The sequence below is a fragment of the Tatumella terrea genome, from assembly GCF_039523755.1.
Lineage (GTDB): Bacteria > Pseudomonadota > Gammaproteobacteria > Enterobacterales > Enterobacteriaceae > Tatumella > Tatumella terrea.
The window spans coordinates 26,524-46,582 of the sequence record NZ_BAAAFX010000015.1; the positions used below are offsets into that span (position 1 = coordinate 26,524).

General features: G+C 53.1%; 19 protein-coding genes, 4 tRNA genes and 2 other RNA genes. 5 read left to right on the plus strand and 20 right to left on the minus strand.

From position 1 onward, the window contains the following. Positions 1 to 35: 35 nt before the first annotated feature. Genes yigB through lptM form a run of 5 tightly spaced genes read right to left on the minus strand, consistent with a single transcriptional unit; the run spans position 36 to position 3,395 of the window. Positions 36 to 752 (minus strand): 5-amino-6-(5-phospho-D-ribitylamino)uracil phosphatase YigB, encoded by a 717-nt coding sequence (gene yigB / locus ABD035_RS11690; protein WP_343870361.1) that lies wholly within the window; start codon positions 750 to 752, stop codon positions 36 to 38. After that, entirely contained in the window at positions 752 to 1,669 is a 918-nt protein-coding gene (gene xerC, locus ABD035_RS11695; RefSeq protein WP_212715086.1) for a tyrosine recombinase XerC, read from the minus strand. The genes yigB and xerC overlap by 1 nt, the downstream gene beginning before the upstream one ends. Then, positions 1,666 to 2,373: a DUF484 domain-containing protein gene (locus ABD035_RS11700; protein ID WP_343870364.1), complete on the minus strand. Its 708-nt coding sequence runs from the start codon at positions 2,371 to 2,373 to the stop codon at positions 1,666 to 1,668. Before ABD035_RS11700 ends, xerC begins: the two co-directional genes overlap by 4 nt. After that, the gene (dapF, locus tag ABD035_RS11705) at positions 2,370 to 3,194 is read right to left on the minus strand and encodes a diaminopimelate epimerase (protein WP_212715088.1); all 825 of its coding nucleotides are present in this window, start codon (positions 3,192 to 3,194) and stop codon (positions 2,370 to 2,372) included. Before dapF ends, ABD035_RS11700 begins: the two co-directional genes overlap by 4 nt. Positions 3,195 to 3,221: 27 nt before the next feature. Beyond that, positions 3,222 to 3,395, minus strand: coding sequence for an LPS translocon maturation chaperone LptM (gene lptM, locus ABD035_RS17675; protein WP_212715089.1), 174 nt, complete (start codon positions 3,393 to 3,395; stop codon positions 3,222 to 3,224). Between the two features lie 178 nt (positions 3,396 to 3,573). On the opposite strand from lptM, the gene cyaY reads away from it, so the two are divergent. Continuing rightward, positions 3,574 to 3,891 carry an iron donor protein CyaY gene (gene cyaY / locus ABD035_RS11710; protein ID WP_212715090.1) on the plus strand — a complete coding sequence of 106 codons (318 nt, stop codon included), beginning with the start codon at positions 3,574 to 3,576 and terminating at the stop codon, positions 3,889 to 3,891. A 40-nt stretch (positions 3,892 to 3,931) separates the two neighbouring features. On the opposite strand, the gene ABD035_RS11715 is transcribed toward cyaY, so the two are convergent. Then, positions 3,932 to 6,490, minus strand: a complete 2,559-nt coding sequence (locus tag ABD035_RS11715; protein ID WP_343870367.1) for a class I adenylate cyclase — start codon at positions 6,488 to 6,490, stop codon at positions 3,932 to 3,934. A 300-nt stretch (positions 6,491 to 6,790) separates the two neighbouring features. On the opposite strand from ABD035_RS11715, the gene hemC reads away from it, so the two are divergent. From hemC to hemY, 4 genes are read left to right on the plus strand one after another with little or no spacing between them, the layout of a single operon-like run. Next, the gene (gene hemC / locus ABD035_RS11720) at positions 6,791 to 7,735 is read left to right on the plus strand and encodes a hydroxymethylbilane synthase (protein WP_343870369.1); all 945 of its coding nucleotides are present in this window, start codon (positions 6,791 to 6,793) and stop codon (positions 7,733 to 7,735) included. Further along, positions 7,732 to 8,472, plus strand: a complete 741-nt coding sequence (hemD, locus tag ABD035_RS11725) for a uroporphyrinogen-III synthase (RefSeq protein ID WP_212715093.1) — start codon at positions 7,732 to 7,734, stop codon at positions 8,470 to 8,472. The genes hemC and hemD overlap by 4 nt, the downstream gene beginning before the upstream one ends. Before the next feature lie 26 nt (positions 8,473 to 8,498). Continuing rightward, positions 8,499 to 9,626: a uroporphyrinogen-III C-methyltransferase gene (hemX, locus tag ABD035_RS11730; RefSeq protein WP_212715094.1), complete on the plus strand. Its 1,128-nt coding sequence runs from the start codon at positions 8,499 to 8,501 to the stop codon at positions 9,624 to 9,626. Between the two features lie 2 nt (positions 9,627 to 9,628). Further along, positions 9,629 to 10,825, plus strand: coding sequence for a protoheme IX biogenesis protein HemY (gene hemY / locus ABD035_RS11735; RefSeq protein ID WP_212715095.1), 1,197 nt, complete (start codon positions 9,629 to 9,631; stop codon positions 10,823 to 10,825). A gap of 1,042 nt (positions 10,826 to 11,867) precedes the next feature. Here the strand turns inward: hemY and ABD035_RS11740 are convergent. The 14 genes from ABD035_RS11740 to rffC form a co-directional block, all read right to left on the minus strand. Next, positions 11,868 to 12,122: a Txe/YoeB family addiction module toxin gene (locus tag ABD035_RS11740; protein WP_343870372.1), complete on the minus strand. Its 255-nt coding sequence runs from the start codon at positions 12,120 to 12,122 to the stop codon at positions 11,868 to 11,870. Then, positions 12,119 to 12,370 carry a YoeB-YefM toxin-antitoxin system antitoxin YefM gene (gene yefM, locus ABD035_RS11745; RefSeq protein WP_343870374.1) on the minus strand — a complete coding sequence of 84 codons (252 nt, stop codon included), beginning with the start codon at positions 12,368 to 12,370 and terminating at the stop codon, positions 12,119 to 12,121. Before yefM ends, ABD035_RS11740 begins: the two co-directional genes overlap by 4 nt. A gap of 542 nt (positions 12,371 to 12,912) precedes the next feature. Next, a non-coding RNA gene (locus tag ABD035_RS11750) (RtT sRNA) lies at positions 12,913 to 13,025 on the minus strand. A 30-nt stretch (positions 13,026 to 13,055) separates the two neighbouring features. Beyond that, positions 13,056 to 13,168, minus strand: a non-coding RNA gene (locus tag ABD035_RS11755) — RtT sRNA. Positions 13,169 to 13,198: 30 nt separating this feature from the next. Next, a tRNA-Pro gene (locus tag ABD035_RS11760) sits at positions 13,199 to 13,275 on the minus strand. A 29-nt stretch (positions 13,276 to 13,304) separates the two neighbouring features. After that, positions 13,305 to 13,391 (minus strand) — tRNA-Leu (locus ABD035_RS11765). A 15-nt stretch (positions 13,392 to 13,406) separates the two neighbouring features. Further along, positions 13,407 to 13,482, minus strand: a tRNA-His gene (locus ABD035_RS11770). An 83-nt stretch (positions 13,483 to 13,565) separates the two neighbouring features. Beyond that, positions 13,566 to 13,642: transfer RNA gene (locus ABD035_RS11775), tRNA-Arg, on the minus strand. Between the two features lie 149 nt (positions 13,643 to 13,791). Next, positions 13,792 to 14,532: a lipopolysaccharide N-acetylmannosaminouronosyltransferase gene (wecG, locus tag ABD035_RS11780; RefSeq protein ID WP_212714224.1), complete on the minus strand. Its 741-nt coding sequence runs from the start codon at positions 14,530 to 14,532 to the stop codon at positions 13,792 to 13,794. A gap of 18 nt (positions 14,533 to 14,550) precedes the next feature. Continuing rightward, complete coding sequence (wzyE, locus tag ABD035_RS11785) at positions 14,551 to 15,909, minus strand: ECA oligosaccharide polymerase (RefSeq protein ID WP_343870377.1); 1,359 nt, start codon at positions 15,907 to 15,909, stop codon at positions 14,551 to 14,553. After that, on the minus strand, positions 15,906 to 16,988 hold the full coding sequence (gene wecF, locus ABD035_RS11790; protein WP_343870379.1) for a TDP-N-acetylfucosamine:lipid II N-acetylfucosaminyltransferase: 1,083 nt from the start codon (positions 16,986 to 16,988) through the stop codon (positions 15,906 to 15,908). Before wecF ends, wzyE begins: the two co-directional genes overlap by 4 nt. Next, on the minus strand, positions 16,985 to 18,232 hold the full coding sequence (gene wzxE / locus ABD035_RS11795; RefSeq protein WP_343870381.1) for a lipid III flippase WzxE: 1,248 nt from the start codon (positions 18,230 to 18,232) through the stop codon (positions 16,985 to 16,987). Before wzxE ends, wecF begins: the two co-directional genes overlap by 4 nt. Further along, positions 18,232 to 19,362, minus strand: coding sequence for a dTDP-4-amino-4,6-dideoxygalactose transaminase (gene rffA / locus ABD035_RS11800; protein WP_343870383.1), 1,131 nt, complete (start codon positions 19,360 to 19,362; stop codon positions 18,232 to 18,234). The genes wzxE and rffA overlap by 1 nt, the downstream gene beginning before the upstream one ends. Beyond that, positions 19,349 to 20,056 carry a dTDP-4-amino-4,6-dideoxy-D-galactose acyltransferase gene (rffC, locus tag ABD035_RS11805; RefSeq protein ID WP_343870385.1) on the minus strand — a complete coding sequence of 236 codons (708 nt, stop codon included), beginning with the start codon at positions 20,054 to 20,056 and terminating at the stop codon, positions 19,349 to 19,351. Before rffC ends, rffA begins: the two co-directional genes overlap by 14 nt. Positions 20,057 to 20,059 lie beyond the last annotated feature (3 nt).

The window sequence follows — 20,059 nt, forward strand, 5'->3', positions numbered from 1 at the left end:
TTGAGGAGAAATTTAACTGTATATTTTTACAGCCATTATACCAGCGTCATCAGCGAATCCAACCGCGAAATTTCCAGATGGGGCAACAGACGGGCATCCGGGGCTGTCATCAGGTCACGGTCACCGGGATTTATCCAGCAGGACTGAAAGCCATTGGCAATGGCCCCGGCAACATCGGTCGTCAGATCATCGCCGATATGCAGTATTTCTGTCGCCGGTAATTGCAGGCGTTCTGCCGCCAGCCGATACATATCCTGCGCCGGTTTTGCCCGGCCATCCGGTCCGGCACGCAGAATAAAGCGAAAATACCCAGCAATGCCCATTTTTTCCGGTTCCGCATTCCCGTTGGTGATCGCTACCAGCGGTATGCGTTCCGCCAGATAACCCAGAGTGCGGTGGGTAGCGTCCGGCATCTCCACGTCGCTGCGCCAGCGGGCAAACACAGACATCACCTCTGATACCCCCTGATGGCAGGTCTCATGCGGCAGCCCGGCCTTCAGCATCACACGGAAGAGCGCCTTTTCCCGCCACAGCGTGACGTCGTGGACGGCCTCCGGTTCCTCACGTTTGACCCGATCACGGGCGGCTTCATAGTCACTGACCGTCACCCCGGCTAACGCCGGGTGCCACTGCTGTAACGCCTGATGTGTTTTTCTGACCGTCGTCAGGATCACATCGCCGTTATCGTACAGCGTGTCATCCAGATCAAAGGTCATGGCGCGGATCTTTCCCGGAGGTCGGTAAAAGTGCATTATTTTTTTCCTCGTTTCGCCCGCGGATGGGCAGCATCATACACCGAAGCCAGATGCTGAAAGTCCAGATGAGTATAGATCTGGGTGGTCGACAGGTTCGCATGGCCCAGCAGCTCCTGGACAGCACGTAAATCGCCGCTGGACTCCAGCATATGGGTGGCAAACGAATGACGCAATTTATGCGGATGGATATGGCTGCTGAGTCCCTGTTTCACCCCCCAGCCGGCAAAACGCTTCTGAACATTACGCGCGGAGATACGGTTGCCCTGCTGAGAAAGAAAGACCGCATCCTCCTGCGGACCAAATAACTCCCGCATTTGCAGCCAGCGTAACATCCATTCACAGGCCGTGCGCCCTATCGGTAATCGCCGTTCTTTACTGCCTTTCCCCGTGACCAGGATTTCCCCGGACTCCGCATCGAAATGGCGGCAATCCAGGTTGACCAGCTCTGCTAAACGTAATCCGGCGCCGTACATCACCTCCAGCATGGTCCGGTCACGCACCGATAACGGGTCATTGAGGTCGATGTCCAGCAACTGCCCCATTTCATCGACATCTATATTTTTTGGCAGATGACGGGACGTTTTCGGCGTGGCAATCCCCTTCGCCGGGTTAGCCGGTAATGCCCCCTGGTCGACCTGCCAGTCAAGAAAGCTGCGTAAGGCGGACAACCGTAATGCCAGACTGGTCGTCTGTAACCCGTTACGGCGACTTTTCGCTGCCAGCGCACGGACATGGGCAGGCTCCAGTTGCGCCCACTGCTGCAGACCGGCCTCCTTCATCAGCAGGATCAACGCCGTTAACTGCCGCTGATAACTGGTCAGCGTTAGCGGACTCAACTGGCGCTCGACCTTCAGGTAACGCAGAAAACGGTCGACAGGTGCCTGCAGGCTATCGGCGAGGTCGGCGGCACTCATTGGCGGGAAACCCATCGGGTCAGAAGTTCGGGCAGCATTCCGGCCAGATATTGCAGTAATTCGGTGCCCATTCCCGGCTGGTAATGATGTTTATCACGACTGCTGAAGATAAGCACACCGAGGTCCTCATCTTCGCCCATCAGCGACATAGCCACCGAGCCTATCGCCTTCGCTTCCGGCAATAACAGGAGTAATTCCGGCCCGTTCAGCGGGCCAAGATAATGCTGGCGGCGGCCAAAGCGCTGGATCCGCAATGAATCAAACGCCTGCCGGGACAGCCCGAGGCCGGTAAACCCCGACGGTGCACCCAGCAACCATTTTTCACTGAACAGACGGACGGTAGCCCCTGCCAGCCCGAGACCTCTGGCCCAGCGGTGTAACCGTTCAAGCATATCCTGCAGACTGCCCGCTGCCGCGAGGTGTGACTGTAACGCTAATAACTGCCCGAAAAGCTGCTGATTCGCCGTGGCTTGCTCCATCAGCAAGGTGATTTCTTCTTCCAGTTGCTGAATGTGATTACGCTGGCGCGCCATGTGCCATTCCACCAGCGAAACACTCCCCCTCACCGGATGAGGTACCTGCATCTGTTCGACCTGGCGGGCATTACGGATAAAGAAATCAGGATTACGACACAAATAGTCACTGACAGATTGCTCATCAGGTGCCATATCTTTCAGTAATTCCGGTTCTTCATCGGGTTTCATAAATGGATAAATCCGTCGTAAACATGTGTTGCCGGGCCCGTCATATACAGCGGGGTACCCGGCCCGTCCCAGGTGATCGTTAAACTGCCGCCCGGTAAATCGACCCGGACATTCGCCGCCAGCAATCCCTGAAGTATACCACTGGCAACTGCCGCGCAGGCTCCGCTACCACAGGCCTGCGTTTCTCCGGCTCCCCGCTCATAGACCCTTAAACGGATATGAGCACGGGAAACCACTTCCATAAAACCGACATTGACCCGTTCAGGAAAGCGCTCATGGCTTTCCATCTGCGGGCCGAGCACCTCAACAGCCGCGGTTTTAATATTGTCCACCTGAATAACACAATGCGGATTGCCCATGGAAACGGCACCGAACATCAGGGTCTGCTCAGCTAACCGCAGCAGATAAAGGTTTTCGGCTTTGTTGGCGCGAAAAGGAATATTCGCCGGTTCAAAATCCGGCTCGCCCATATTCACCCGCACGGTTTCATCACTGTTGACGGTCAGAACCATCCTGCCGGTGTGGGTGCTGACCCGGATATCTTTTTTGTTGGTCAGCCCTTTCAGCCGGACAAAACGGGCAAAACAGCGGGCGCCGTTACCGCATTGTGCGACTTCACTGCCATCGGCGTTGAAGATGCGATAATGAAAATCCAGTTCCGGGTCATAAGGCGGCTCAACGATCAGTAACTGATCAAACCCTACGCCCAGATGGCGGTCGGACAGCCGGCGAATCAGTTCCGGCGAGAAAAAAACATTCTGAGTGACTGCGTCAACGACCATAAAATCATTGCCGAGACCGTGCATTTTTGAAAACTGCATTGTTTGCTCCGCCGGTTACACTGCGATTTATGGTGCTACAGTTCCTGCAGGTACTGAAGTGTCAGTATCCTGTGGCACGACTGTTGTGGTTTTATGATGACGGGCCTGATCTTTCGGAAAATAGAGTGGTCCCTTCAGTCCGCATCCTGTTAATACTGCGGGGATCACTATGACTAACAGCCAACCGAACATTTTTTTCATTTTGCTTACACTCAATCTGTGCTTAATCTCATTCACTTATCATCGCAGTTGAACAAGGAAAAGCAACAGAAAATCCCTGAATTCCGCTCTCAGATGCAGAAGCCTTTCCCCGGGAACCCGACAAGGATTGGCAAACAATATCAGCGCGCTATACTTTGCAAAAAACAGGGGAGCAATAATGAACGACAGTGAATTTCATCAACTGGCAGACCAGTTACTTCTGAGCGTCGAAGAGCGCCTGGATGAGCATGACGGCGATGCCGATATCGATTACGAAACCCACGGCAGTGTGATGACGCTGAGCTTTGAAAATGGCAGTAAAATTGTCATTAACCGTCAGGAACCACTGCATCAGGTCTGGCTGGCGACAAAAGCCGGGGGATATCACTTCAGCTACCAGTCGTCACACTGGATTTGTGACCGCAGCGGGACCGAATTCTGGGCCTTGCTGGAGCAGGCGTGTACCGCCCAGTCCGGCGAAAAATTCAGTTTCTGAGTCTGCAAGCCGGCAGGATGTCTGTGCCGGCTGACTCCGTTCAGAACAAATTTTTTGACCGCGGTAAGATATTCTGGCTCAGTTGCGGGGAAACATGTTCAGCCACTTCATCGTGAGAGGCTGACCGGAAAGGTAACACCCGGGTTTTTCCGCTTTCTGCCACCAGCTGATAAAACTGGGGCAGGTTAAAATTGATAAAGCCGGAGCCATAGGTAAAGCGGTCGTGCGAGGACGAATAGAACCGGCTGACATCGCGCACCAGTTCTTCCTTACTGCCTTCACAATGGCGATAGACCTCGACCCTGTTCTGCTCATCCAGAATATAAATATTAAAATCGGCGGAAGACGGGCTGTCTTCAAAAAAGAACTGAATGATCCCTTCACTGGCATAGCCATTCACGACCGCCGGCAATTCCGCTTGCTGCGATTCCACCTTAATCGATAAGCCATGCAATTTATTGTTGGAAATGGCACCGTAAAACTCTACCGCGTTTTCCAGTTTCTGGACCGACACACTCATCCGCTCGAAGAAAATCCCCCAGGTATCTCCTGCCAGCCGCAGAGCCTTAAAGCGTCCCGGTTCCTGACGGGTGCTGGAGAGACGGATATCAATGCATTCCGAGACCAGTTGCTGAACCCGCGTACGGATGAGCCCGCGCAGGTGCTGGCTGTAACAAAAGACCTCAACGCTGTCCGGGGGCAGCGCATCCTGATGCATCTTACCGAGGATGGTTTTGAGCGCATCAATCATCGACTGCTCTCCGTGAAAATGCAGGGTACGCACTTCATTCCAGGAGTTGCGGTACAGCAGGTCAATACTCCCGATCAGGCAGCGTTGCTGCTGTCCGAAGCTGAAAACATCCAGCTTACGGAAATCAAAATGGATGACCTGATCCCTGAACGCCGCGGTAGGGTCATATTCCAGATTCACCATAATGGCCAGATGACGAATTTCACACGGGCTGTATAACGCTTTCGGGGTCGGAGCCGGTACACGCAGCGGGAAATGATGGGAGACATCCGCCACCAGACCCTGCAGTTTTTCGGCATCACATCCGCCGCTGCCTTTAATATGCAGCCGGGTTTTGTCGGTCAGCAGACCATTAAACCAGCTCCATGCCACCAGTTTGATCAGGTAGCGGTTATATTCCAGCGGCTGATGACTGATGATGGAATTCATCTGCGGCGCATAATTATACAGATACCAGCCAGGGCGATTGGCACGCCCTTCCGGGACGTGGATAAACGTCAGATTCTCTTCACTCAGATCCGGTGAAATCTGCGGGTTGACCAGGATCACTTTGCCGGGCAGCACTTCAAACGCTGCGTACAATTTACGGGTCAGCACCCCGATATCCTGCGGGCTGGCACTCACACTTAAATTATTACGGCGCGCAAAACGGATCAGGTTACGATAGCTCTGCATCATCGCATCCAGTAATTCGTTATGCGCTTCGCGTACCTGGTCGATCTTCCAGCTGTCACGGCTGTCGAGCATCTGCAGCCGTTGCTGATCCCAGCCCCATTCTTTTACCAGCTGACTTAATATTTCCCGCCGCCATTGTGAACGTCCCTGCGGCTGTTCCACCGACAGCTTTTCACAGGCTTTCAGGTAGAAACACCGGCGTACCAGGTCCAGCCGGGCCGGATCATCAATCGCCTGTAAATAGTCCGTGGCCTTTTCCAGCATCATGCAATACGGGTCAAGGCCAAAACTGACTATTTCACCGTCATGCAGTCGTTGTTTGATATCCATCGCCAGCAGGCGGGTATCCGGATATTCGCGGGTATAGGCTTCCAGCAGTAAGGTTTTCAGGACGGCTTTATAAGGGGAGTCGATACTTTTATACAGCTGCCAGAGGCTGGCACCGAAATACTCTTCGGCCGAAAGCGTACTCAGGCCCCCCAGGTCCAGCCATTCATTGGGGGTCAGCGCGCCACCGGCATACAAAGACATGACATAATCATCGTAGCGCCCCTCTTCTGAGACCGGCACCATATTCCAGAGGATACGTTTGCCCGCCATCCGGACAGCGGAACGGTAAAATTCATCCAGCAGCAGAATATGCTGTGTGCTGCCGCAGTCCTCGGAGCCCAGATTACCGCTTTCGTTATGCCGGAAACGGTTTTCATCGATCAGGAAAAAGCTGACTTCGATGCCGAGCGACTGGCACCATTGAGTCAGCAGGCGGCATTTATTCTGTAATTTATGTCTTTCGTCACTGTCCAGCCAGGACTGATGGCAGACCCAGATATCCAGATCGGAATGATTATTCTGCCCCACCGAGGACGTACTGCCCATGGAATACACCCCGGTGATCGGCGCTTCTCCCTGCGGGTGGATATGCTGCAGGAAGGGTTCGTCAGAAAAACGTTTCAGGAGGTTCAGCTGATGTGCAGCAGGCGTAAAAAAACTGATACCGTGCGGTACGTTGCCCAGCTGATATCCCGGCAGCGCAGAATGATGATAGTGCAGTAAAGCAGGCAGCAAGCTATATACCTGCCGGAAAGCGGGTCCCATCGCTGCCATTGCCCGATCGACCCTGAGCTGGTTAATGGCATCCAGTCTCTGTTTCAGAGTTTCAATATAAAGGTACAAGACGTTTTGCCTGCAATTTCCGGTAATTACGCACTTTTATACTCCGATAAAACAAGATACTCGTGACGCAGGGACAGTACGAAATGAAAAAAAAACATTTCCACTCCCGGACCCGCCCACGGTCACTGCAATGATTATTTTATCACCTTTCACCACGGAATCTTAATATTAGATGCCACTGAACCCTGGTTGCGACGGGCCATATACCATTACTGACCGTCCGGATTTCATCGCCGAAGCCTGCCACATTTATCGTTTAAATGATAGGATGATTAGCAAACGACAAAAACGGTTAACGACATGTCTGACAAAACAATTCGTATCGCGACAAGGCAAAGCCCGCTGGCTCTCTGGCAGGCGCATTATGTGCAGGAACAGTTGATGGCCGCCCATCCGGGCTTACAGGTTGAACTGGTCCCGATGGTCACTAAAGGTGATGTCCTGCTGGATACCCCGTTATCGAAAGTGGGTGGTAAAGGGCTGTTTGTCAAAGAGCTGGAACTGGCCATGATGGAAAATCGTGCCGATCTGGCGGTGCATTCCATGAAAGATGTCCCTGTCGCATTTCCGGATGGTCTCGGCCTGGTCACGATTTGTCCCCGCGAAGACCCGCATGATGCCTTTGTGTCTGAAAAATATCAGACCATTGATGAACTTCCTGCCGGCGCCATCGTGGGCACATCCAGCCTGCGCCGTCAGTGTCAGCTAAGTGCACGCCGCCCGGATTTAGTGATCCGCTCTTTACGTGGCAATGTCGGTACCCGTCTTTCCAAACTTGATGCCGGGGAATACGATGCGATTATTCTGGCTGCGGCTGGTCTGAAGCGACTGGGGCTGGAGACACGGATCCGCAGTACGCTGCCGGCAGAAGTATCTCTGCCTGCGGTCGGTCAGGGAGCGGTCGGTATTGAATGCCGTCTGGATGATGCTGAACTGATTTCACTGCTGCAGGCACTTAACCACCACGATACTGAAACCTGTGTCCGTGCAGAACGGGCGATGAATACCCGGCTGGAAGGCGGTTGCCAGGTACCGATTGGCAGCTATGCTATTCTTCAGGAGAACGACGAACTCTGGTTACGGGGGCTGGTGGGAACACCGGACGGCAGCCGGATTATACACGGCGAACGTCGTGGCCCCCGTTCTCAGGCTCAACAGTTGGGAATTTCGCTGGCGGAAGAACTGCTGGAACGGGGTGCCGGGGACATTTTACGGGATGTCTATCAGGGGCATCCGCCGGTATGACCATCCTGGTCACCCGGCCAGAGCCTTCAGCCTCCGCGCTGGTGGCCCGATTACGGCAGGCAGGCAAACATGCCTGGAGCCTGCCGTTAATTGAATATGCTGCCGGCCGGGGCCTGCCTGAATTACCACAAAAGCTGTCTGCACTGACGCGGGATGACCTGCTGTTTGCCGTATCACACCAGGCGCTCCGTTTTGCGGCCCCGGTAATTATGCAAAGCAATACTGCATGGCCCGCTAGTGTCGACTATTATGCTATAGGTCGGCGTAGCGCATTGGCATTACATCAGGCCTGTTTGCAGAACGTGAATTACCCGCAGGATACCGGTACCAGTGAAACGCTGCTGAATCTGCCTTCGCTGCAGGATCTCACCGGTAAACGGGCACTGATCCTTCGGGGAAATGGCGGCCGGGAGCTGCTGGCAGAAACGCTCACAGAGCGTGGCGCTGTCGTTGAACTCAGCGAATGCTATCAGCGGGTCCCCTGTCAGTATCATGGCGCAGAAGAAGCGGTGCGCTGGCGAAGGCAAGGTATTACCACGCTGGTCGTGACCAGTGGTGAAATGCTGCAACTTTTATATCAGCTGTTTCCTGCCATCGATCGCAGAGAATGGTTATTACACTGCCGGCTGATTGTCGTCAGTGAACGTTTAGCTACCCTCGCCGGAGAAGCTGGCTGGCAGTCTGTAACGGTAGCTGATGGCGCGGATAACGACGCGTTATTTCGCGCGTTATACTGAACTAAAAAACAATGGGATGAGCCAAAATGACGGAACAAAAAGACCCCTCCGCCATGCCTGAAGTCACACCACCGGAAGAGAATCTTTCTCCGGCAGCAGAAAAGACTTCACCGGCAAAAAACAGCGGAACAACTTTAGCCATTGTGGCCATTATCATTGCTCTGGCTGCCGGTGGCGGAAGTTACTGGTACAGCACACAGCAGCAAGGTGCAGCGACCCGTTCTCTGCAGTCACTGGAAAAGCAACTGAATGATCTGACACAGCAAAGCCAGACCAGCCAGCAGCAGCTGTCACAGCAGCTTAGCTCAGCGACACAGGCACTTCAGGATGCCAGGTTGCAGCAGGGAGCCACCGATAAAGAACTGAGTACACTACGTGATAAAGTCGCCTCACTGACCGGCAATGACAGTAACAGCTGGCTGATTGCTCAGGCCGACTATCTGGTGAAGCTGGCAGGGAGAAAACTCTGGAGTGACCAGGATGTTACCACCGCGGCAGCGTTATTAAAGAGTGCTGATGGCAGCCTGGCGCAGATGGATGACCCGAGTGTACTGAATATACGCCGCGCGCTGACCAATGATATCAGTACCCTTTCTGCCATCAATCAGGTGGATTATGACGGTATCATTCTGCAACTGAATCAGTTGTCGAACGGGGTCGATAATCTGCGACTGGCCGATGATGAAGACAGTAGCAATCCGATGGATGCCGACAGCAAAGAACTCTCCGGTTCTCTGACTCAATGGCGTGAAAATCTGGAGAAAAGCTGGCACAACTTTATGGATAATTTTATTACTATCCGCCGTCGCGATAATACCGCCCAGCCGCTGCTGGCCCCGAATCAGGATATTTATCTGCGTGAAAATATCCGTTCGAAATTACTAATTGCTGCGCAGGCGGTGCCGCGCCACCAGAACGAAATTTATAAACAATCTCTGGAATCTGTGTCTTCCTGGGTACGCGCCTGGTATGACACCAGCGACCCGGCCACCAGGGCATTTCTGTCACAGATTGATGCGCTGGAACAGCAGAACATTGCGATGGATGTGCCGGATGCACTTTCCAGCCAGCCATTGCTGGATAAACTGATGCAAACCCGGGTTCGCGGATTGCTAAGTCAGCCTTCAGCACCCTCTGTACAACAGGGGAATTAAGCATGCTAAAAATCCTGATTCTGTTTTTATTGCTACTGGCAGGGATTGTGCTGGGCCCTCTGCTGGCGGGTCACCAGGGATATGTACTGATCCAGACCGATCACTGGAATATTGAAACCAGTGTGACCGGACTGGTGATCATCCTGATCGTTGCGTTGATGGTGATCCTGGCCATCGAGTGGTTGCTGCGTCGACTGCTGCGTACCGGAAAGCGTACCCGTGGCTGGTTCACCGGCCGCAAACGTCGCCGTGCACAGCAACATACGCGTGATGCGCTGATCAAACTGGCGGAGGGCGACCATAAGCAGGTTGAGAAACTGCTGTCCCGCGATGCCGATCATGCGGCTGATCCTTTAGCCAACTATCTGCTGGCGGCAGAAGCCGCACAACAGCGAGGGGACGAAATCCGGGCGAATCAGCACCTGGAGCGTGCCGCTGAAGTCAGCAGCGACAACCAGATCCCGGTGGAAATTACCCGTGCCCGTATTCTGCTGGCCCGTAAAGAGGATCATGCGGCCCGTCACTGCATTGATCGTTTGCTGGAAGTGGCACCACGCCACCCTGAAGTGCTCCGCCTGGCAGAGCAGGCTTATCTGAATACCGGTGCCTGGCGGGCTCTGCTCGATATTCTGCCTTCCATGGAGAAGTCACAGGTGATCAATGACGATCAGTTACAGGATCTCCGGCAACGTGCCTGGCTGGGTATGATGAATCAGGCCATGGCGGAACAAGGCAGCGAAGGGCTTAAGCAGTGGTGGGGAAATCAGAGCCGTAAAACCCGTCAGGACACCGCCCTGCAGGTCGCGATGGCAAATCACCTGATTGAGTGCAATGACCCGGCAACGGCGCAGGAAATTGTACTGAGCGGACTGAAGCGTCAGTATGACGAGCGTCTGATCCTGCTTCTGCCACGCATTAACAGTACGTCGCCTGAACAGCTGGAAAAAGCCTTGCGCCAGCAGATTAAGCAGCACGGTGCTACCCCGCTACTGAACAGTACACTGGGGCAGATGCTGATGCGTCAGGGCGAATGGCAACAGGCGTCTGAAGCCTTCCGTCAGGCGCTGGAACAGCGTACAGATGCGTTTGATTACGCCTGGCTGGCGGATTGCTATGACAAGATGCGCCGTCCGGAAGAAGCTGCGCGGATGCGACGTGAAGGGTTGTTACTGACTCTGAAACAAAACCCGGAGCAGTAGCAGAACAAATCGTCATATACAAAGGTGCCTTTAACAGGCACCTTTTTTATTTCAGCCCCTGCCTGTCCGGTTCGCTCTATTGCCACGCATACTGCCTTTGCCCCGCCGCGGGCGACCGGGATGCGGGACCGGGGAAAACCGGGGGATTTTTTTTCTCAGGTCTGTGGGTAAGGAATCTGGTTGTTATTTTTTATCTCAGACAGGGAATATTCAGTTCGTGGTTTATTAGTTTTAGCACAGTGAATATTCCGTTCGCTTTATCATCGGGCATGCTGTCCGGGCCCCGCCGCGGGCGACCAGGCAAAGGGCGCAGGGCCGCGCCCTCTGCACTCCCAGCCTTGCGACAAGCCTGCCCGCCGCTGCGCGGTTCCTTCGCTCACTCATTTGTCCTTGACGGACCGGTCATGATTCGCTCCTGCTCAGCATGACCTCTCGCCGCGTCCCTGCGGCTCGTCCTGGACATATTCATTCGCTCAGCGGTGCGATGTCGCGGTAAGTCACCCGTGTTGGTGGCCCGGAGAAAACCGGGGCGATTTTTGTCTCAGGTCTGTGGGTAAGGAATCTGGTTGTTATTTTTTATCTCAGATTTGGAATATGCCGTTCGTCTGTGGGTTTCTATGGTCAGGACAGTGAGTATTCCGTTCGTTTTATTGTCAGGCATACCTGGCAATAGTGGACACCCGAATAAGTGAGTACACTCTTAATCAGAGGTGACCCAATGATAAAATCCGTATCAGCCACCAAAAAACCGGAAACAGCCTACGCCGGAATTCCGCCGAAACGTGAATGCCACTGATACAAACTGACGTTGCACATGCCATATTCGCGCCACAATCCAGGCACTGGCGTTCCTGCCCTGACGTGTTTTAGAGTGGCCGTAATCCGGCTATCAGTAAACGTCATTTTTCATAGAAATCTCCCCGGGCCAGACGACGAGAAAATTCTACATATGAACACAGCGGTCTTTCGGGGAGATTACCGTAGCGCGGCAGGTATTTGGACACCTTATGAAAAAATACCGCACGAAGGATTAAGTGGGTAGTCAGTAATGATAACGGCAAGATGCTATTAATAGAGAATCATCGCTTACAGCATAAACAAATCGATGTTCTGCCGTTATCCTTCGGGACCAAAACCCCGTAAGATTATATTTGAGTGGCTCTGGTTTACCCTTCCCCTCAAACGGAGTTCTGCTGGCATCCTGGATAAGTTCATTGATCTTCCTGACTGTCTTTTTATCCGTATTTTGCCAGTAAAGATAATCTTCCCACGCTTCTTCAGACCAAATCAGTTTCACTCAATAACATTCCTTTCTACACCATTACCATTTTTCAGGCTCTCGACTGAATCCATGAGTCGGCGGGCATTTTTAGGAGAGCGCAATAAATAAGCGGTTTCTTCAAGTGAATTGAATTCCTCAAGAGACATCAACACACATGATTCACCGTTCTGCCGGGTGATCAGGATAGGGGCTCTATCTTCAACAGTCTGAATCATTGTTGCAGAGAGATTTTGACGCGCTTCACTGTAACTGACAGCTTTCATTTACACACTTCCATCGACAACATTGTACATTTCAATGTACAAATAAAATAACCGCTTGTAAACCGGTATTTATCTTAACACCCGGTACGTGAACTACCTTAGATGTCCTGAAACCATATTTACGGGGTCAGTATGAAATCCCTTGCCTTACGGCTGATAGCCGTTTTTTGGCCTGAACGTGGCCGCCGCCAGACGGCAGATATAACAGGCGGAACCGGCTCCCCGGAAAACCGGATAGTTTGTTCGTGTCAGCAGGGTGAATATTCTGCTCACCTTATGGTCAGGCAGGCAGTCGTTGCCCCGCCATGGGCGACAGGGCAACGGTGCGGAATCTGGGATTAAGCGAATCATGGTTTTGATCTGAAATACAGTGCTGGTGACCCGATGGACGATTTCTGAGTGCTATATGCAGCGTAGAATGACAGGCCGAAGTGATAAGTGAGAGGATAGCGAGGATCTGTGTCTGACGGGGAGTGTTAATGCCCGGGTCTTAAACTTTCTACAGGCGTAAAAAAACCCGCCGGAGCGGGTTTCTTCAAATATGGTCGGCGAGAGAGGATGATTCCCCTTCGGGCCGTTGCTACGCAACGTTGTCTCGCTCCGCCCGGCTCAAACCTCCTTCGGAGGTTTTCATCCTGTTAACTACAGACGTAAAAAAACCCGCCGGAGCGGGTTTCTTCGAAGATGGTCGGCGAGAGAGGATGATTCCCCTTCGGGCCGTTGCTACGCAACGTTGTCTCGCTCCGCCCGGCTCAAACCTCCTTCGGAGGTTCTCATCCTGTTAACTCCAGACGTAAAAAAACCCGCCGGAGCGGGTTTCTTCAAATATGGTCGGCGAGAGAGGATTCGAACCTCCGACCCACTGGTCCCAAACCAGTTGCGCTACCAAGCTGCGCTACTCGCCGAAATACTGCTTTCTCTCTTATTTTTTGCCTGGTGCGAAGAGAGGGACTTGAACCCTCACGTCCGTTAAGACACTAACACCTGAAGCTAGCGCGTCTACCAATTCCGCCACCTTCGCATAACCAGCAAAAAATGGGGTGGCTAATGGGACTCGAACCCACGACAACTGGAATCACAATCCAGGGCTCTACCAACTGAGCTATAGCCACCATATCTTTCTTACTACAACGATGCCAAAAACATCTTTACTACTCTCGCGGTAAACCACCGCAGCTCTTGCGCATAAACCAAATGGCGCGCCCGACAGGATTCGAACCTGAGACCTCTGCCTCCGGAGGGCAGCGCTCTATCCAGCTGAGCTACGGGCGCTTAGCGCCGTTGCGGATGCGGATATTACGGGTTTGAGGTGATCCTGTCTAGTGCTTTTTAAATAAAAAAATTCATTTGCTTACTGAATGCACAGTTTGAGCGAAGATTCAGCATAACGGGTAATAATTCACCGCGATACTGCTGCTGAATCACAATTTCCCCAGCCAGTGATACTTTTGATAACGGAGCAGCCTGAGCTGTCTTCGCCAGCGGGAGGGCTGCTTAATCAGCCGGTATAGCCACTCCAGACCCATTTTCTGCCATATCAGGGGGGCACGCTTAACCCGACCGCTGAAAACATCATACGTCCCGCCTACGCCCATATAGAGCGCATCAGGATAAATTTCACGGCAACGGCGAATAAAAAGTTCCTGACGGGGGGAACCCATCGCCACGGTCACTATCTTTGCGCCGCTGTCGGCTATCGCACGGATCACACCCTCTGTTTGCTGTTCCGTAAAATAGCCATCCTGTGTACCGGCCACCGGGACTGCCCACTGTTGCCGCAGTTTATCACCGGTATACTGCAGTACCTCTGCCTGCCCACCGACCAGAAAAACAGGAATACATTTCTGACCCGCGGACTGCATCAACGCATACCAGAGATCGACACCGGCAATGCGGGTCACTTTACTGCCCGGATATTTTTTTCGTATCGAACGGACAATACTGATGCCGTCTGCATAGTTGAATTCCGCCGCCGATAAAATCTGCTGCACCTGCGGATTTTGTTCTGCCGTCAGGATTTTTTCTGCATTAATCGCCACCAGCATCCCGCACCGGGGATGCTGCGGTGGTAACAGAAAATCAGTGAACTCACTGAGAGAACTGAAACCATACAGAGGTACCCCCCGTATATTGTAGGGGGGCTTCACGGAAGAATTACTCATGCACTCATTGTCCTGCCATTACTGATTTTTAATAGTTAACGCGGCATCGGTTGTCCGGACAATCCGGTCACGGATAACGCCTGCGCTTTTCAGAAACCAGAAAACTGTTTTAGCTACCAGTAACGAAAAAAGAAAAATAACACTAAAGAAAACTATCCGCGAACCGAAGGCATCCAGCCCCTCACGTGCCAGCACTATCATGTTAAAAATGGCACCAAAGCAAAAGCTGTTCAGTACCGCCGCGGTATAGCGGTTCTTCTCCTGCTGCGCCTGCCGGTAAATCGCATCAAAGCCTTTGATAATCAGCCCGACCACTACCGCACCGGGTGCCAGCAACCAGGCCCCGCCCATGACCACCAGCGAGCCTATCAGGGTCGGGGAAATTGCCAGGCCTGAATGATTGTGCAGCACATCCCAGGTAAAGTAATTAGCACTATTCAGAACCGTCGCCGGTCGGTCATGCCATAACCAGCCAGGAATAAAGACATAGAAATCACGCCACATCGGGGCCAGCCCCTGAAATTCGATCCGGTGGTAATGACTCAGTAATAAGCCCAGATTTTCCCACGGCGAGAAGGTATCCCGGGTCAGATAGAGGAAGGTATAGAACGCTTCATCGCCCGACACCTGCAGGTTATAACGTCGTAACGCCAGCCAGAACATCGCGACCACCGATAACACGCCAGCGGACGCCAGCATTGCCAGATTAATCCAGCCACGGGTAATACCGATAAACAGGAACAGAGCAAAAGCAATAATGATATTGGCCCGCGTACCGCCGACAATCAGGTACGTCAGCACCCCGAAGCCCACGGTATACACCAGAAAGATCATCCAGTTTTTCCGTGTCGGCTTCAGAAAATAAACGATAAGCATCGCCGGGATAAAGAAATAGAAAAACCGTTTCAGTGCAACCCCGGAAACCTTACTGGAAAAGATCTGGCTGTAGGAACTGAGCCTGAACAGTAAAAACCCATTATGCATAAAGAAAACAGCCACGGTGCCAATGGCAATGAATGCCAGTAAGCCACAGAGGATAAGTGTCTCCACCCGGTTCATTCTCAGTAATGCCGGAACCTCCGATGGCCCTCCCCGGCGCAATTTCACTTTATATGTCAGATAGTAGAGACCATAGAACCCGGTGGCAGAGAGTATCGCCTGTAACAGATATTCCGGGGGCACCACCGGGGCATGAAAGCAAAATACCAGCAAGCTGGTCAGCGGAAACCCGAAATAAAATGTCAGTAAAAACAGCAGCGAAAAAAACAGATGAAAATTAAACCGCACCCGCCGGAACTCTTTCCAGGTCAGTGTCAGCACAAAGGTCAGGCAGCAAAGATAAACGGTAGCGAGACCGGAGAACTGCAACAGACTCATGCTTCCTCCCCGGAGTCCAGCGAATGTAACAGCTCATACCAGCCCTGGAGATATCCCGGAGAAAGGAAAGCAATCGCGGATTTATCACAGCTTTCCAGCTGCCGGCGGGCTTCATCAATCACAGGCAAAGTCAGTGTATCCCCCTGGAAAAGGACGGGCAGTTTCTGTTCTGTCAGATCACGCCAGAACGGATTTTCCCGGCTGACAACGAACGGAATATTTTTTTCGATTAATAAACACAAAGTACCAATGCCCTGTTGACGTTGAAAAATAAAGTAACCCAGCTGACAACGATCCAGCATGCTCTGATACGCCGCGAAATCCATCGTTTCCGTTAATATACTGACCTGCCCGTCCGGGAAGTATTTCTCAGCGACCGCCTCTACAGACGAGATATAAGGCTGATTACCGGCCGGATATCCCATTGGCACCATCACCCGCACATTGGCGCCAAACTGGTGATGGATCTCTGCCAGTGCCTGTGCGTGACGATTGGTCGGGTCTCCTGAATTACCCAGTAAAATCGTCAGCGGTGGTATGTTATCGTCAGGGACGTCACTGTTTACGTTCACCGGCATTCTGGCCGGAAAATAGAGCAGTGATGCAGGTACCGAGGGCACCCGTTGCTGAAAATAGCAGATATCTCCCCGTGTCGCCCAAACCCCGGCGACCCGCTTCCTGGCCCTGCGGCGCAGAAGATAAAACAGCCGGAAACGAAGCTGACGGGAATCTTCATAGAGATCGGCCCCCCAGATATGCCAGTACAGTTGATGGCGGGTAATTTTCCCACTGAGTAACGCCAGCCATAGCCAGGGATTAAACTGTCCGTGACAGAAAAAGCGGTAGCGGCGATCAGCGGCCAGCTTCACCACTGCCTGTGCGAGGCTTTTTTTATCAGAAAAAACCTGTAGTTCCAGTGAAGTAAACTCAGCCAGTGACTCCGGGGCAGAAGAGACCACCATAAATTTCCGTGCCTGTGCCACCGGGACCTGCGTGGCCAGCTGATCATTAAAGAAACGGAGCAATGTCAGGTTATGATGGGGGATATCTGCACCGAGCAGATGGATCAATGTCGTCATTTTCTATACCAACACAAAAATACCGCCCCGCACAGGGCAAAATAAATCATATAACACAGTGCATAAGCCTGTACGGCGCCGATCACCCCATGGGCCGGGATCAGCCAGCAGGCACTGGCCATCAACAGGATAAACTGGCTGACCTCGGTAAGAAGATAAAAACGCAGGGAAGCCCTGGCAATCACCAGGTAACCGAAGACGTAAGCACCGACCTTGAAGAAATCACCGATCAGTTGCCAGACGAACAGATCGCGCATTGCACTGAACTTCGGTGAAAACAGGAGCCAAATCGCCACATCACGCAGCAGCCAGACCATGATGGCTATAGCCGCGACGACCGGTAATACAAAGCGTAATGCCCGGCCTATTTCCCTGGCAACATCCTGTTTACGGCTCAGTCGGGCCAGTGTCGGTAATAGCCAGACACTGAAAGTTGCCGTAATAAACTGCAGCCAGGCATCTGAAATACTGCTCACGCCCTGCCATAACCCCACGTCCTGCCATCCTGCATGCGCCGCCAGCAGGTTACGCATCATAATCCAGGCCACCGGTAACGTCAGTGCCGTCATCATGGCCATTAAGGTATAGCGAAATAATTGCGCAGCCATCTGCGGATGCCAGCGCGGAATAAACCAGTGCCACTGCACAGGCGTTCTGCCCTTCAGTAAGACGCCTGCCGGGAGTAGGGTTACCGCCGGCACCAGAGCCAGCCCGATCAGCACCCCGGAATACCCTCCCGCCAGCCAGCTCAGCAGATACCCCACTACGCCCAGCAGGCTGCCGCCGGCAACCACCAGCGCATTGCCCCTGGCATCACGGAAGCCTTTCAGTTGCGCCTGCAGCAGGTTTGCCCAGGCGATGCCGGCCTGCAGAAAGGCGACAACCCGGATCACCTGGCTGTACTGGTCATTTCCGAAAAGCGTGTCACTAATCGGGGCCGCCGCCAGTAAAAGGACAACAGCCAGTAAAAAAACTGCCCCCGACACAATCGCCGAAGAGGTGGCCGTCAGTGCACGCAGTTTCTCCGGTTGCTGCTGATACTCTGCAGTGAATCGGGTGACGCCATTAAATATGCCGGCACCGGCCATCACTCCCAGAACGGTGATCAGTTGCCGGAAGTTTCCTGCCAGCCCAATCCCTGACGGGCCATAACTGACCGCCAGTAATTTTATGACCAGCAGTCCGCACAGGATCTTGGTCAGTGTTGATAACGACGTCCAGAGAGAGGCTTTAGCCAGTGACATCAGCGAAAGAAACTCATCAGTGAGCCGATAACCGTCTTCTGGTTGTTATCCGTCAGATTGTAGAACAGTGGCAACCGCAGCAATCGCTCACTCTGTGAAGTGGTATAACGATCTTCCCCGTAGAAACGCCCAAATTGCTCCCCTGCCGGAGAACTGTGCAACGGAATATAGTGAAATACCGCCAGAATATCGGCTTCTTTCATCCAGGCAATCAGTCTTTCCCGGGTGTCATTATCTTCAAGCCGGATAGCGAACATATGGGCATTGTGGGTACAGCCTTCCGGCACCACCGGTAATGTCAGACGTCCCTGGCTGACCAGAGGTTGCAGGGCAGAGTAATAATTATTCCACAACGCCAGACGCCGCTGATTAATCTGCTCAGCAGATTCCAGCTGAGCCCACAAATAGGCGGCCTGTAAATCCGACATCAGGTAGCTGGACCCCAGATCCCGCCAGGTATATTTATCTGTCTGCCCGCGGAAAAACTGACTCCGGTTGGTCCCTTTTTCCCGGATAATTTCGGCACGCGCGATCAGTTCAGGATCATTAATCAGCGTCGCCCCCCCTTCTCCACCGGCCGTATAATTTTTGGTTTCATGAAAACTGAAACACCCGATATGGCCGATAGATCCTAGCGGCCGGCCTTTATAGGCAGACATGACTCCCTGAGCGGCATCCTCAATCAGGTAGAGTTGATGTTTTTCGGTCAGCCGGACAATGGGGTCCATCTCACAGGGGACCCCGGCATAATGCACTACCACTACCGCCCGGGTTTTGTCGGTGATTGCCGCTTCAATCAGCGTTTCGTCAATATTAAGAGTATCCGGGCGAATATCGACAAAGACGATGCGTGCGCCGCGCAGGACAAACGCATTCGCAGTTGAAACGAAGGTATAACTTGGCATGATAACTTCGTCGCCAGGCACAATATTAATCAGCAGTGCCGCCATTTCCAGCGAAGCCGTACAGGAAGGGGTCAGCAGAACCTTATGGCTCCCGAACTGCTGTTCCATCCATTGCTGGCAGCGTCGGGTAAACCCGCCGTCGCCGCTCAGTTTTCCGCTCTCCATCGCCGAGCGCATATAGTCAAGTTCACTGCCTGTTACCGGAGGAGAATTAAAGGGGATCATCTGTTTTCCTGTATAACCAATATGCCGTATTTTCCAGCCGCGCACCGCTACGGAGATAGAGCCGCATTGCTGCCAGGTTACTAAGCTGCGTCGTAATATGGAGCTGTGTGACACCCCTTACCCGTCCCCAGTCGGCCGCGGCCAGTAATAACCGCTGGCCCACACCTTTCCCCCGGGCATCAGGTAAAACAGCGAGCAGGCCAATACGCGCCTGCTCTCCGGTTTCACGGACTGAAACGAATCCTTCGGGCTTGCCCTGCGCATTACAGGCAACCAGACACTGATCATCGAACGTCCCGTTCACAGCATTTTCGATCCATTGGGCGTAAAATCGCCGGCAGTCATCCTCGTTAAACCACGGGGCCCGAAAACGGCTTTGCTGAAAGGCGCTGGCTGCCGCCTGGCGTAATTCCGGGATCTGTCCCGCCCGTGCGATACGCACACCGGTCTGGCGTGCGGTCTGCCTGAGCGTCATGACCAGAGAGGCTTCACCCTCTGCCAGCCGGAAACCAAGACGGTTAAGCGTTCCGAGACTTTCGTAATCCTCTGCGCTGACTCTGGCCTGTAACAGGTGATATTGCTGCATCACCTCCACCGGCAGCGTCTGATCGCCACCGGGTGTAAACCGGCCTATCCGGCTGCCAAAAAATTCAGATTCCCATTCGAGAAAAGAAATACTGCCATTGATTTGCATCTG

Excerpts from the sequence above, each read along its gene's own strand:
- yigB (WP_343870361.1), bottom strand. The coding sequence starts at position 752 with ATGCACTTTTACCGACCTCCGGGAAAGATCCGCGCCATGACCTTTGAT.
- yefM (WP_343870374.1), bottom strand. The coding sequence starts at position 12,370 with ATGAAAGCTGTCAGTTACAGTGAAGCGCGTCAAAATCTCTCTGCAACA.
- hemY (WP_212715095.1), top strand. The coding sequence starts at position 9,629 with ATGCTAAAAATCCTGATTCTGTTTTTATTGCTACTGGCAGGGATTGTG.
- xerC (WP_212715086.1), bottom strand. The coding sequence starts at position 1,669 with ATGAGTGCCGCCGACCTCGCCGATAGCCTGCAGGCACCTGTCGACCGT.
- dapF (WP_212715088.1), bottom strand. The coding sequence starts at position 3,194 with ATGCAGTTTTCAAAAATGCACGGTCTCGGCAATGATTTTATGGTCGTT.
- cyaY (WP_212715090.1), top strand. The coding sequence starts at position 3,574 with ATGAACGACAGTGAATTTCATCAACTGGCAGACCAGTTACTTCTGAGC.
- hemX (WP_212715094.1), top strand. The coding sequence starts at position 8,499 with ATGACGGAACAAAAAGACCCCTCCGCCATGCCTGAAGTCACACCACCG.
- lptM (WP_212715089.1), bottom strand. The coding sequence starts at position 3,395 with ATGAAAAAAATGTTCGGTTGGCTGTTAGTCATAGTGATCCCCGCAGTA.
- hemD (WP_212715093.1), top strand. The coding sequence starts at position 7,732 with ATGACCATCCTGGTCACCCGGCCAGAGCCTTCAGCCTCCGCGCTGGTG.
- ABD035_RS11700 (WP_343870364.1), bottom strand. The coding sequence starts at position 2,373 with ATGAAACCCGATGAAGAACCGGAATTACTGAAAGATATGGCACCTGAT.
- rffC (WP_343870385.1), bottom strand. The coding sequence starts at position 20,056 with ATGCAAATCAATGGCAGTATTTCTTTTCTCGAATGGGAATCTGAATTT.
- hemC (WP_343870369.1), top strand. The coding sequence starts at position 6,791 with ATGTCTGACAAAACAATTCGTATCGCGACAAGGCAAAGCCCGCTGGCT.
- wecG (WP_212714224.1), bottom strand. The coding sequence starts at position 14,532 with ATGAGTAATTCTTCCGTGAAGCCCCCCTACAATATACGGGGGGTACCT.
- wzyE (WP_343870377.1), bottom strand. The coding sequence starts at position 15,909 with ATGAGTCTGTTGCAGTTCTCCGGTCTCGCTACCGTTTATCTTTGCTGC.
- wecF (WP_343870379.1), bottom strand. The coding sequence starts at position 16,988 with ATGACGACATTGATCCATCTGCTCGGTGCAGATATCCCCCATCATAAC.
- rffA (WP_343870383.1), bottom strand. The coding sequence starts at position 19,362 with ATGATCCCCTTTAATTCTCCTCCGGTAACAGGCAGTGAACTTGACTAT.
- wzxE (WP_343870381.1), bottom strand. The coding sequence starts at position 18,232 with ATGTCACTGGCTAAAGCCTCTCTCTGGACGTCGTTATCAACACTGACC.